A 13257-nucleotide genomic window follows, 5' to 3' on the forward strand; every position below is an offset into this window, starting at 1 on the left:
AAACCTTCGACAGTCCAACCAAGCGATTATTATGTTAGCCAGGCCAACGCAAACGTCACGCAGAACCCAAGCTGCGGAAATATTACCATAATCCTGGATAATTTAAATCCGCAGTTACATCGAATTTCAGTCCTTGCTCAGGCCAAAGGCCTCGTGCAGGGTTCTGACCCCCAGTTCCAGGTACTTTTCGTCGATGACCACGGATATCTTGATCTCAGAGGTGGAGATCATGCGGATGTTGATGCCCTCCTTGGCCAGGGCACCGAACATCCGGCTGGCGATACCGGCATGGGAGCGCATGCCCACGCCCACCAGGGAGACCTTGACGATGGCGGCATCGCCGTCCACCTCGCGGGCATTGAGCGTCTGCGACAGGCTGTTGAGCAATGCCAGGGCCTTGTCGAAATCGTTGCGGTGGACGGTAAAGGTGAAGTCCGTGGTGCCATCCCGGGAGATGTTCTGCACGATCATATCGACCTCGATATTGGCCTCGCCGATAGGACCCAGGATCTTGTAGGCCACGCCGGGTTGGTCCGGTACGCCGCGAATGGTCAGTTTTGCCTCATCGCGATTGAAGGCTATGCCGGAGATCTTTGCCTCTTCCATTTCGTCGTCCTCAAAGGTGATCAGGGTGCCCTCTCCTTCCTGGAAGCTGGATAGCACACGCAGGGGTACTTGGTATTTGCCGGCAAACTCCACCGCCCGAATCTGCAACACCTTGGAGCCGAGGCTGGCCATTTCCAGCATTTCTTCGAAGGTGATTTTATCGAGCTTGCGCGCCTTGGGCTCTACCCGAGGATCGGTGGTATAGACGCCATCCACATCGGTGAAAATCTGGCACTCGTCGGCCTTCAGCGCGGCGGCCATGGCCACTGCCGTGGTGTCCGAACCGCCCCGTCCCAGTGTGGTGATGGCCCCGCTTTCATCCACCCCCTGAAAACCGGCCACGACCACCACGCGACCGGCCTGAAGGTCGGCCCTGACGCGCAGATCGTCTATCTCAAGGATGCGCGCCTTGTTGTAGGCGCTGTCGGTGCGGATGTGGACCTGGGAACCGGTGTAGGAGCGTGCACTGCATCCTATGCTCTCTAGTGCCATGCTTAGCAGAGCTATGGTTACCTGCTCCCCGGTGGAGAGTAGCACATCGAATTCCCGCGCCGAGGGCGGGCTTTGAACGGCATGGGCCAGGTCCACCAAGCGGTTGGTCTCGCCGGACATGGCCGAGACCACCACCACCATCTGGTTGCCCGCATCGCGGCTGGCCTTGACCTTTTCCGCCACGGCCTTGATGCGCTCGACCGTACCGACCGAGGTGCCGCCAAATTTCTGAACCAGTAACGCCATGGGGTTTCCACGATAATAAACGGCGAGGGCCGTCGCCAATAAAGCGGGCAATTAGAACCCATTTCGGTGCTGGATTAAAGGGGGCGGGGCAAAAATTGCCCATTACCTGCCCCGCTGGGCTGTGGCCGTCAATAATACTGCTTGCAGCCGAGCCGCTCCGGGGCCTGATCCCCCCAGCGTACCGCCGGATTTTGATTGGGGTCGGAGGAGACCTTGCCTTGCATCAGACGCTCGGAGAAGCGTGCGGCGCTGATCTGCTTGCCGGGCAGGTATTCGATATCACCACAGGCCTGGTCGAGGTAGCTGGCCACCTGACTGATATCCTTGCCACCGCTGCCATTGGCCGAGTGCAGCAGGTATTTCAGGGCCTTTTCGATCTTGCCATCGCGGGACGGGGTCGAGTGGGCATCGAATTCCTTGAAGTCCATGCAGCGCAAGCCGATCTTCTGCTTGTATTGCCAGGCATCTTCCACCACGGGCACGCGTTCTTTCACCTGCTGGCAGACCTCACCGGCCAGACGCCGCAAGCGGGCCGTCTTTTTCTCCTGCTTCAGGGCCAGCCGCTCACGCACGGCATCCTCAAAGACCCCTTTGAAGTCGTACTGATCGATGCCGTAACCCGGCAGGCTGTCCTCCGCTTTGCCGTAGTGTTGCGGCTGCCGCCAGTAACGGAAGGAGCCGCCCTTGGGTCCGGGGACAAAGCTGTTCAGGGTGGTGTGCTGGAAGTCCTGTATCTTGGCCGGTACCGTGGATTTGAGGTAGTGAATCACGCCGAATTCATCCACATCGGTGACGATCTGGGCGTGACCGGCGCTGACAATGGCGTCATCGCCACTGTCACCGAAAAACAGGGGATTGAGGCTGGATTCAATGCGCGGCAGGGTCGCCACTACCCCAGGGCGGAACCACTTGCGGTCCACCCGGACCGGATAGGTGTCCTCCATGAGCGAGTTGGTGCCCACCACATCGCCCACGAATTTCATGAAGCGGCGCAGACGCTCCGCCTCGGGCAGGTCATCATAATAGTGCATGTCGTTGCTGATCATCTCTTCGATGGTAGCAAAGGGGCTCTTGCCCTCATTCTCCTCATAGACCTTGCGGTGTTCGGCGATGATCTTCTCCCGTTCCGGGTAGCGCGGGTCCTTGATCAGGAAGGGCAGCTTGTTTTCGTAGGCGAAGATGAGCCGGGCGTAATAGGCGGAATCGGCGCAGTCATGGGGAATGTTGGCGTACTTGCCCTTGGTGAAAAAGCTCCTGACGTAGCTTTTTCTGACCCAGTTGCTGAAGCGATCCTCCCATTGCGGGCTCCATTGATTCTTCGTCTCCCAGATCGCCGCCGCCGCCGGCAGGCCCAAGCCGGTGCCCATCAAGCCTATGATCACCCCAGCAAGAAGTCGCTTTTTCATGCTCCGCCTCGAAATTGAGTTAAAAAATAATGTTAATCAGGTGATTATAATAGCAATATAAATCAAATTATCAAGTATTTATGGAACCACCCGGCCATCTCCCTTTCCCGCTCGACGACCCCGGGGTTAGGCCAAATGTGTTGCGGGCAAACCACAGTATTTTTCTGCCAACCTGGCAAATAACTGATGATTTCCCAGTGTTTTTTGTTTAAAAATATCTCTATGACTTATTGGATTTTGCTTATTGATATTTCTCAATTTCTTTAATATCAATTAGTTATATGTCTATTCCGACACCAGGGATCAGACAGACGAGGCAAGGTAAAAATATGCTTGGAATAGTTTTTTCAAAACAGAATAAAGGTTCCGATTAAAATCGATGATTGAAAAAGAAAAAACTTTATTTATTACCCACCATGGTCCATAATTGCAGCACTGGAACAACAGTGCAACTTTTTTAATACAGAAGGATACCATGAGCGCCCAACCCCAATTCGCTCGCTGCAGAAACTGCGAGCATGCCCTGATCACCGGCGTCGCCTGCGACACGGGCCCCGCCGACTGCCCACAGATGGACAAGCCCAAACAGGCACAACCCCTGCGCCCTGCCCTGGGCCGCCTGGGCAACATGGTCCGCAGCCTGGCCCTGCCAAGCGAATACGACGCCATCCGCGGCAGTGATTGATCTGCTAGCGCATTCAGCCACCGGGCGCACAGAGAAAAAATCAACCCGATTACCCACAAGCCTCAGTCAACCACCCAGGCTGGCCTAGAGACCGACCGCTAGCCATAGCACTGTCAACGGGCAGTCTGGCGAAGAAAACCTGGCATGTGCGATCCAGGTGACTGGACTTGAGATGCAGCAAAGCGTCGTCCTGGGCCTGTCGAAGGACGGAATCCGGGCTACGCCCAGCTGGCTGCCCCCCACGCCCTGCCAGATCAGGCCTTGTCCAGATAACGCGCCAGCAGGGCCCGGTCCAGGGATTGTCCCGGCAGGGGAACCTGCACCCGGTAACCGCCTCCGGGCACCTCTGTAATTGGCCTGCCATCGGCCAGGCGCATCTGTTCCAGACGCAGATCCTGGTTGCCCTCTGGGGTGATCAGCTCAAGCCGGTCACCAATGGCAAACCTGTTCTTTGCCTCCAGCTCGACCCAGCCATCCGCGCCCTGCCCCACCACCTCGGCGACAAATATCTGACGCTCGCTTTGCGATGAGTTCTGTCGGTAGCTCTGTAGCTCCTGGGTCTGGTGGCGCTGCAGGAAGCCATCGGTGTAACCACGGTTGGCCAGGCTCTCCAGGTCGGCCATCAGCCGTGAGTTCAGGCCCCGCCCCGCCAGGGCATCGTCGATGGCGCGGCGATAGACCTGGGTGGTGCGTGCCACATAGTAGTGAGACTTGGTGCGGCCCTCTATCTTCAAACTATCCACACCGATCTCCACCAGCCGCTGCACATGCTCCAGGGCGCGCAGGTCCTTGGAATTCATGATGTAGGTGCCGGCCTCGTCCTCCTCGATGGGCATCAGCTCGCCGGGGCGCTCGGACTCTTCCAACAGATAGGCCTGCTCGGCCAGGGGGTGTCGCGGCGGCGCGACCCCGCTGCCGGACTCAGCGGCATCCGGGCGCACCGCATAGTCCCAGCGGCAGGAGTTGGTACAGCTGCCCTGGTTGGCGTCGCGGTGGTTGAAATAGCCCGACAGCAGACAGCGACCGGAATAGGCGATGCACAGGGCACCGTGGACAAATACCTCCAGCTCCATATCCGGGCAGGCCTGACGGATCTCGGCGATCTCCTCCAGGGACAGCTCCCGCGACAGTATCACCCGCGTTAGCCCCTGCCGCTGCCAGAAGCGCACCGAGGCTGTGTTCATCGTATTCGCCTGCACCGAGAGATGGATTGCCTGCTCAGGCCAGCGCTCGCGCACCAGCAGGATCAGGCCGGGGTCGGCCATGATCAGGGCATCCGGCCCCAGCTCCAGCACCGGGGCCATATCATCGATGAAGGTCTTCAGCTTGGCCCCGTGCGGCATGATATTGGCGGCGACAAAAAACTTGCGTCCCTGGGCCTGGGTCTCGGCAATGCCCTGGGCCAGGTTATTCGGTAGAAAATCGTTATTGCGCACCCTGAGGCTATAGCGGGGCATGCCGGCATAGACCGCATCGGCACCATAGGCCAAGGCATAGCGCATGTTGCGCAGGGTGCCCGCTGGAGAAAGGAGTTCGACCTGGGTCATGCAAATACCAGATGAGAGGCGCTGCGACCCGGCTGGTGAAAAGAAGGTACCGGGATCAGCGACGGCTGCGTTCGGTCAGACCAAAGGCCTCGCGCAGGGACAGAAAATTGCGTCGGAACAGCTCATAGGCCGTTTCCGCCACCTCGGCATAGGCACCGTAGATCTTGTGCCGTTCAATCTCGTGGCGCAGGTCCGCATCGGCGCTGCAGGCCTCCAGCACCAGGTTCTCAAAACCCTGTTTATCAATGCTGTACATGGCGTAATCCTCCAGGTTTCCGCTTCTTGCTGATGTGTGCCCTTAGCCCCTATATCGGCAGGGGAACGTCGGGATTGAGCCCTTGCCTGCCATCGGCCCCTGCGCTGAAGGCGAAGAGGCGCGGTAGCAACTTGAGAGCTTACATCAAGTATAGATCACAATAACATGAATTCAATGTATAATTTTAATCCATAATCCACCCTCTCTCATTTTGGGGGTGGCCCTGGGCAATCATCCAGATCAAGCCCCGATCCTCATGATTAGCAGAGGCATATTTTGTGCCACGAGAAGCAGGGCAGTCGATCGGCTGTACAGGGGGGCAACCTCTCCTTTGAGGCCGGCCAGGCCCGTTTGGAGATGGGCTGGTACCGCCTAATCAGCCCCCCACCCTCTCCCCAATGGGGAGAGAGAACAAAAGGACTGAATAGCTGCTACAGAGGAGAAGAAGGGTTTAACGTCATGGATTGACAGCAATTAACCCATAAACCTAAAAAGAGCATTTGGCCACAGAGCCACAGAGCACACAGAGAAAAATCAATATGTTGGAAAGCGAACATTCAACACCTTCTAGGAGGCGGTAGGTGTGGGGCGGTGGCTGGAGCCACTGTCCCTGATCGTTCCCGACCGCCTCTCCCTGAGGGGTGGGGAGCAAACGAACGCTGCGCAACTTTCACAGTAAGAGTTGCAACTTTCTAACCCCTTGCGCTCTTTGCGTTTCCTTTGCGTTCTTTGCGATCCGTTATTGGTTCTGGCTTTGCCAGGTTAGATTGAAGGAAGCAGGATCAGGCCGAACCTGAGATACCGAGGGACGAGCACGGACCTCCCGCCCGCTACTCCAGCCCCAGGATGAAATCCCACTGTTCTGGGCTCATGGGCATGATGGATAGGCGGTTACCCTTGCGCAGCAGGGGGCAGCCGGCCAGGGGGCCATCGGCATAGGGCTTGAGCTCACGCAGGCTGATATTGCGTTTCAGATGACGCTCATAGGTGACGTCCACCATGTACCAGCGCGGCTGGTCCGGGTCGCTCTTGGGATCATGGTAGTTACTGTTGGGGTCAAAGGCGGTGAAGTCCGGATAGGCCTCGCGACTCACCCGCATCAGGCCCACTATGCCCGGCTCGGCACAATTGGAATGGTAGAAAAAGACCCGGTCGTTCAGCCGCATCTGATCGCGCATCATATTCCGCGCCTGATAGTTACGCACACCATCCCAATGCTCGGTACGCTGCGGCATATTCAGCAGGTGATCGATGCCAAACACCTCTGGCTCGGATTTCATCAACCAGTAATTCATTGAAACCTCATCGGTTTTCAAAAATTCTACGTTATTTTAACGGGCCGGAAGCAAAACCCGAGTCACACAGCCCTGGGTTAAACCGGGCTTGAGCATACCGCCAAACCCTTGGCTGAGGCTTGGCCCCTCATCCTCAAGGGACTGAGGGGCCTAAGGGTCTGAGCAGTCACCTATCCAGATCAGTTATTCTCGATGACGATGCTGGGGAACTTTGCGGCGTAACTCTTGGCCTGCAGCGACAGCTTGGCGGCGGTCTTGCGGGCGATTTCGCGGTAGATCTGGGAGATACGCGCCTCAGGCTCCGCCACTACCGTGGGCTTGCCGCCATCGGTCTCCTCGCGGATGCGGATATCCAGGGGCAGCTGGCCGAGCAGGTCAACGCCGTATTGGCTGGACATGCTCTGACCACCACCGGTGCCAAAGATGGGCTCTTCGTGACCGCAGTTGGAACAGATGTGCATGCTCATGTTCTCCACGATGCCGAGCACAGGCACCTCCACTTTTTCGAACATCTTCAGTCCCTTGCGCGCATCCAGCAGGGCGATGTCCTGGGGCGTGGTGACGATCACGGCACCGGCCACCGGCACCTTCTGCGCCAGGGTCAGCTGGGTGTCACCGGTGCCTGGCGGCAGGTCGATCACCAGGTAATCCAGATCACTCCAGTTGGTATCGTTGAGCAGCTGCTCCAGGGCCTGGGTGACCATGGGGCCGCGCCAGATCATCGGCGTCTCCTCGTCGATCAGAAAGCCGATGGACATGGCCTGCAGACCGTGGGCCTGCATCGGCTCCAGGCTACTGCCGTCCTTGGACTCGGGCTTGCCGCTGATGCCCAGCATGCGCGGCTGCGAAGGGCCGTAGATATCCGCATCCAGCAGGCCCACAGTGGCACCCTCGGCCACCAGGGCCAGGGCCAGGTTGACCGCAGTGGTGGACTTGCCGACGCCACCCTTGCCGGAGGCCACGGCAATGATGTTCTTGACGTTATCGATGGGCTTGAGGGCCTTCTGCACCGAGTGGGCAACGATCTTGGTGCCGATATTCACCGTGCAGGCAGACACGCCAGCGACGGCCTCAACCGCCGCCTTGACCTGATTGCTGATCTCCTCGTGGATGCCCTTGGCGGGAAAGCCCAGCTCGATGGCCAGGCTGACCTTGTCGCCGGAAATCTCTATGCCCTTGACGAACTTGGCCGAGACCAGGTCCTTGTTCAGGTGCGGCTCCACGTAGCCCTGGATGGCCGCTTCGATCTGTTCTTTGCTCACTTCAGACATATATGCTCCTGGAGCCCGGCGCTAGACCGGGTCGATCAATGAAATTAATAAGGACGCAGAGGACGCGAAGAAGCGCGGAGCTCGCAGAGTTTTACAGGGTTTTGCGGCCCTAAATACCCTTGCTATTCACCCGCGCCAACCCGGTCCGTCAAAAATCGCCAACTTGGTCTGGGATTCTACACAATCGCCCGGCCTATCCCCAATGTAATCAGTCAGGTTTTGTCCGGACGCTTGCCACGGCCCCCTTCTGGCCAGTCTGTGAGACAATGTGGGGGCTTAGATGCCCCCTTTTCAACCGAGCAGCAAGGTTCAATATCCATGAGTCAACCCCGGAAAATCCTCGTCACCAGCGCCCTGCCCTACGCCAACGGCCCGATCCACATCGGCCATCTGGTGGAATACATCCAGACCGATATCTGGAGCCGTTTTCAAAAGATGCGCGGCCATGAGTGTTGGTATGTCTGCGCCGATGACGCCCACGGCACCCCCATCATGCTGCGCGCCCGGCAGGAAGGGATCGAACCGGAACAGCTGATCGCCCGGGTGGCGGAGGAGCACAAGGCCGACTTTGCCGCCTTTCGCATCGGCTTTGACAACTACCACTCCACCCACTCCGAGGAAAACCGCTTTTTCGCCACCTGCATCTATGAGCGCAACCGGGAGGCCGGCCACATCGTCAAGCGCGAGATCAGCCAGGCCTATGACCCGGTGGAGCAGATGTTCCTGCCCGATCGCTTCATCAAGGGCCAATGCCCCAAGTGCGGCGCGGCGGACCAATACGGCGACAACTGCGAGGCCTGTGGCGCCAGCTATTCCCCGGCGGAGCTGAAGAACCCGGTATCCGCCGTATCCGGTGCCACCCCGATAGAGCGGCAATCCGAGCACCACTTCTTCAAGCTGGCCGACTTTCAGGCCATGCTCAAGGACTGGACCCACGGCGGCCACCTGCAAAAGGAGATGGCCAACAAGCTGGATGAATGGTTCGACGCCGGCCTGCAAGAGTGGGATATCTCCCGCGACGCGCCCTATTTTGGCTTCGAGATCCCCGATCACCCCGGCAAGTATTTCTACGTCTGGCTGGATGCCCCCATCGGCTACATGGCCAGCTTCAAGCAGCTGTGCGACCGCGCTGGCCTGGACTTCGATGCCTTCTGGAATGCCGATTCCAGCGCCGAGCTGTATAACTTCATCGGCAAGGACATAGTCTATTTCCACTGCCTGTTCTGGCCCGCCATGCTGCACGGCGCGGGCTTTCGCAAGCCCACGGCGGTATTCGCCCACGGCTTTCTCACCGTGGATGGGGCGAAGATGTCCAAGTCCCGTGGCACCTTCATCAAGGCGCGCACCTATCTGGATCATCTCAACCCCGAATACCTGCGCTACTACTTCGCCGCCAAGCTCGGCAGCGGGGTGGATGATATCGACCTCAACCTGGAGGACTTCGCCCAGCGGGTCAACTCGGACCTGGTGGGCAAGCTGGTCAATATCGCCAGCCGCTGCGCCGGTTTCATCAACAAGCGTTTTGCCAACCGCCTCAGCGCCGAGCTGGCGGAGCCGGAGCTGTTCACCCAGTTTGTCGCCGCCGCCGACTCCATCGCCAGCCATTATGAGGGGCGCGAGTTCAGCCGCGCCCTGCGCGAGATCATGGCCTTGGCGGATCGGGCCAATCAGTACATCGACGAGCGCCAGCCCTGGGTGCTGGCCAAGCAGGAGGGCCGGGAGGCCGAGCTGCACGCGGTGTGCAGCATGGGCCTGGAGCTGTTTCGTCTGCTCATGGGCTATCTGCGCCCGGTTCTGCCGGGCACCGCCGAGGCCGCCGAGGCCTTTCTGCAGATCGAGCCCCTGCGCTGGGCCGACCTGGCCCAACCCCTGGGCGGGCATAAAATCAGCCCGTTCAAACCCTTGATGACGCGGGTGGAGATGCCCCAGATCACGGCCATGCTGGAGGCCTCGAAAGAAGACCTCAAGGCCGCCCAGGCGCAGCTACAGGGGGCCAGCGATGACAACCAGCTGGCGGCGGACCCCATCGCCGAGACGATCGATTATGCCGACTTCGCCAAGGTCGATCTGCGCGTGGCGCGTATCGCCAAGGCCGAGGCGGTGGAAGGGGCGGACAAGCTGCTGCGCCTGACCCTGGACCTGGGGGGCGAGACGCGCAACGTCTTTGCCGGGATCAAATCGGCCTATGCGCCGGAAGACCTGGAAGGGCGCCTGACGGTGATGGTGGCCAACCTGGCACCGCGCAAGATGCGCTTTGGCCTGTCCGAGGGCATGGTGCTGGCGGCCGGCCCCGGCGGCAAGGAGCTGTTCATCCTCAGCCCGGACAGCGGTGCCGAGCCGGGGATGAAGGTCAAGTAGCCTGCTGCAGATGAGCCCTGCCATGCAAACCCTGAACCCTACCGGGCAACCGCTCTCGGTGCTGATCCTTTTCGCCCATCCCTATCCGCATCGCTCGCGGGTCAACCGCGCCTTGCTCGAAGGGGTGCATGACCTGCCGGGGGTCACCATCAATGACCTCTACGAACGCTACCCCAACTTTCACATCGACATCCAGCGGGAGCAGGAACTGCTGTCTCGGGCCGACCTGCTGGTAATGCAATACCCCATCTATTGGTACAACAACCCGGCCCTGCTGCAACAATGGAAGGAGAAGGTGCTGACCCTGGGCTTTGCCTACGGCAGCGGTGGCCATGTCCTGCGCGGCAAGCGCCTGTTATGCGCCATCAGTACCGGCCAGGCGGCCCAGTCCTACCGGCCCGAAGGGGCCAACCGCTATGCCATCGAACAGACCCTGCGGCCGATGGAGCAGATGGCCCGTCACTGCGGCATGGACTACCTCAAACCCTTTGTGTTGCACGGCGCGCCACGCCTGAGCGAGGGAGAGATCCAGGCCGGGGCCGGGGCCTACCGGCTGCATCTGCAACGCCTGCTTGAGGAAATGGCCCATGGCTGAGACATCCCTGCTCGGCAATACCGTAATCTACCTGACGGCGGCGGTCATCGCCGTGCCCCTGGCCAAGCGGCTGGGCCTGGGCTCGGTACTGGGCTATCTGATCGCCGGGGCCATCATCGGCCCCTGGGTGCTGGGCCTGATCCATAACGTCGAGGACATCCTGCATTTTGCCGAGTTCGGCGTGGTACTGCTGCTGTTTCTCATCGGCCTGGAACTGAACCCGCGCCGCCTCTGGTCCATGCGCCGCCCCATCCTCGGCCTGGGCGGCCTGCAGGTGGTGGCCAGCAGCGCCCTATTGATGATCCCCGGCCTGCTGCTGGGGCTGGAGTTGCGCGTTGCCCTGGTGATTGCCATGGGCCTGTCCCTGTCCTCCACCGCCATCGCCCTGCAGACCCTGCAAGAGCGCAACCTGCTGCCCACCCGGGCGGGCCGCTCGGCCTTTTCCGTGCTCTTGTTTCAGGACATCGCGGTGATCCCCATGCTGGCCCTGATCCCCCTGCTGGGCAGCGGCGTCCAGGCCGAGAGCGGCGGCCTGATGGGCCTGCTCAAAGTAGCTGGGGCCATTGCCGGAGTGGTGGTGCTGGGGCATTACCTGACCCGGCCCATCTTCCGCTTCATTGCCAAAACCGGCCTGCAGGAGATCTTCACCGCCTTTACCCTGCTGCTGGTCACCGGCATCGCCCTGCTCATGGCCCAGGTGCAGCTGTCCATGGCCCTGGGCAGCTTTTTGGCCGGGGTGCTGCTGGCCGAGTCGGAATACCGGCATGTGCTGGAGGCCGAGATCAAGCCCTTCAAGGGCCTGCTGCTGGGGCTGTTTTTCATCTCTGTGGGCATGTCCATCAATTTTGGCCTGCTGCTGGCCCAGCCCTTGCTGATCCTCGGCCTGGTACTGCTGCTGATCGGCATCAAGCTGCTGGTGCTCTGGATCATTGCCGGCCGCACCGACCCGCCGCTGGAGAAAGACCAGCGCGCCCTGTTCGCCTTTCTGCTCTGTCAGGGCGGTGAATTCGCCTTTGTCCTGTTCGGCGTGGCCCGTACCGAGGGCCTGCTGAGCACGGCCCTGGTCGATCCGCTGATCCTCGGCGTCAGCCTGTCCATGGCCATCACCCCCCTGCTGCTGCTGCTGCTGGAGCGTTTCATCCAGCCCCAGCACATCCACCTGGGCGAACCGCGCCCGGCCGATCAGGTGGAAGAGTTCAATCCGGTGATCATCGCCGGTTTTGGCCGCTTTGGCCGCATCGTCGGCCGTCTGCTCTATTCCAGCCACATCCCCACCACGGTCCTGGACCACGACCCGGACCACATAGAGGCGGTGCGCAAGTTCGGCTACAAGGTCTATTACGGCGACGCCACTCGCCTGGACATACTGCGTGCCGCCGGGGCGGAGCAGGCACGCCTGCTGATCATCGCCCTGGACGACCCGGAGGCCTCGGTACATCTGGTGCAACTGGCCCGTGAACACTTTCCCCAGCTGAAGATACTGGCGCGGGCGCGTGATCTGTCCCACGCCTATCAACTGGAAAAACAGGGGGCCGATCTGTTCCAGCGGGAGATGCTGGAGTCGGCCCTGCGCCTGGGCGAGCAGGGCCTGCGCTATCTGGGCCTTGGTGCCTATCACGCCCATGAGGCGGTGAACCGGTTCCGTGATTACGACCGCTCTCTGTACGATCTGCTGCGTGAAGAGGGTGCCCTGGAGCTGGGCATCTCCATCCAGCACCAGGGCCGGGATGAGCTGGAACAGGTTCTAAACGCCGACCGCGCAGAGTTTCCCCATCAACGGGATCCCGGCTGGGAATAGCCAGCATGCCCCTACCTGAAAGCATCAGCGTCGGCCTTTCCGCCTTCGCCCTGATCTCCCTGGCCGAGCTGGGGGACAAGAGCCAGCTGGTGTGCATGACCCTGGCCAGTCGTCACCGCCCCTGGCCGGTGCTGCTCGGCGCGGCCAGCGCCTTCCTGCTGCTCAACCTGCTGGCGGTGGCATTCGGTGCCAGCCTGTCCGCCTGGGTACCGAGGCCGATCATGGCCGGCCTGGTGGCCCTGCTGTTCGCCCTGTTCGGCCTGCAGGCCCTGTTCAATGGCGGGGAAGAAGACACCGAGGCACCGCAAGAGCGCTCCGGACGGGGTATTTTCGTCACCACCTTCCTGCTCATCGGTCTATCCGAGTTTGGTGACAAGACCCAGATCGCCGTGGCTGGCCTGGCCGGCGGCTTCCCGCCCCTGCCGGTATGGATAGGTGCCAGCCTGGCCCTGGTAGGCGTCTCCGCCCTGGGCATCTGGGCTGGCCGCATACTGTTCAAACGCCTGCCCCTGCGCCTGCTGCACCGTCTCAGCGGCCTGCTGTTCCTGCTCTTCGCCGCCCTGGCTGCCTGGAAGGCCTACAGCCTCCTCTGACCCAGCCCGATTTGCTCCGGGGCCAACAAGGGGCTACTCCTGCCGAGCACTGAGGTGCTAATCTGTGCCCGACAATCCTGAAAAGGGCTTTTAGCCACGGAACCAAGGG

At 60.5% G+C, this 13257-nt stretch carries 11 protein-coding genes; 5 read left to right on the forward strand and 6 right to left on the reverse strand.

What is annotated here, in order from left to right:
• Positions 1-126: 126 nt before the first annotated feature.
• Together D5125_16885 and D5125_16890 are read right to left on the reverse strand one after the other, a co-directional pair.
• Positions 127-1344 (reverse strand): aspartate kinase, encoded by a 1218-nt coding sequence (locus D5125_16885; protein QFY91000.1) that lies wholly within the window; start codon positions 1342-1344, stop codon positions 127-129.
• A gap of 128 nt (positions 1345-1472) precedes the next feature.
• On the reverse strand, positions 1473-2750 hold the full coding sequence (locus D5125_16890) for a hypothetical protein (GenBank protein QFY91001.2): 1278 nt from the start codon (positions 2748-2750) through the stop codon (positions 1473-1475).
• Between the two features lie 475 nt (positions 2751-3225).
• On the opposite strand from D5125_16890, the gene D5125_16895 reads away from it, so the two are divergent.
• On the forward strand, positions 3226-3435 hold the full coding sequence (locus tag D5125_16895; protein ID QFY91002.1) for a hypothetical protein: 210 nt from the start codon (positions 3226-3228) through the stop codon (positions 3433-3435).
• Between the two features lie 254 nt (positions 3436-3689).
• Here D5125_16895 and D5125_16900 read toward each other — a convergent pair whose 3' ends face one another.
• The 4 genes from D5125_16900 to apbC all read right to left on the reverse strand — a co-directional run bounded on the left by D5125_16900 (position 3690) and on the right by apbC (position 7804).
• Positions 3690-4982 (reverse strand): tRNA 5-hydroxyuridine modification protein YegQ, encoded by a 1293-nt coding sequence (locus D5125_16900; GenBank protein ID QFY91003.1) that lies wholly within the window; start codon positions 4980-4982, stop codon positions 3690-3692.
• Positions 4983-5037: 55 nt separating this feature from the next.
• On the reverse strand, positions 5038-5238 hold the full coding sequence (locus tag D5125_16905; protein QFY91004.1) for a hypothetical protein: 201 nt from the start codon (positions 5236-5238) through the stop codon (positions 5038-5040).
• A gap of 830 nt (positions 5239-6068) precedes the next feature.
• Complete coding sequence (locus D5125_16910; protein ID QFY91005.1) at positions 6069-6533, reverse strand: EVE domain-containing protein; 465 nt, start codon at positions 6531-6533, stop codon at positions 6069-6071.
• Positions 6534-6712: 179 nt separating this feature from the next.
• Entirely contained in the window at positions 6713-7804 is a 1092-nt protein-coding gene (apbC, locus tag D5125_16915; protein ID QFY91006.1) for an iron-sulfur cluster carrier protein ApbC, read from the reverse strand.
• 318 nt (positions 7805-8122) lie between these two features.
• Between apbC and metG the strand changes: the two genes are divergently transcribed.
• From metG to D5125_16935, 4 genes are read left to right on the forward strand one after another with little or no spacing between them, the layout of a single operon-like run.
• Entirely contained in the window at positions 8123-10162 is a 2040-nt protein-coding gene (gene metG / locus D5125_16920; GenBank protein QFY91007.1) for a methionine--tRNA ligase, read from the forward strand.
• Between the two features lie 22 nt (positions 10163-10184).
• Complete coding sequence (locus D5125_16925; GenBank protein QFY91008.2) at positions 10185-10757, forward strand: NAD(P)H-dependent oxidoreductase; 573 nt, start codon at positions 10185-10187, stop codon at positions 10755-10757.
• Positions 10750-12555: a glutathione-regulated potassium-efflux system protein KefC gene (kefC, locus tag D5125_16930; protein ID QFY91009.1), complete on the forward strand. Its 1806-nt coding sequence runs from the start codon at positions 10750-10752 to the stop codon at positions 12553-12555. The genes D5125_16925 and kefC overlap by 8 nt, the downstream gene beginning before the upstream one ends.
• A 5-nt stretch (positions 12556-12560) precedes the next feature.
• Positions 12561-13148, forward strand: coding sequence for a TMEM165/GDT1 family protein (locus tag D5125_16935; protein ID QFY91010.1), 588 nt, complete (start codon positions 12561-12563; stop codon positions 13146-13148).
• Positions 13149-13257: the final 109 nt, after the last annotated feature.

Source organism: gamma proteobacterium SS-5, from assembly GCA_009497875.2.
GTDB lineage: Bacteria > Pseudomonadota > Gammaproteobacteria > Chromatiales > Chromatiaceae > Magnetovirga > Magnetovirga frankeli.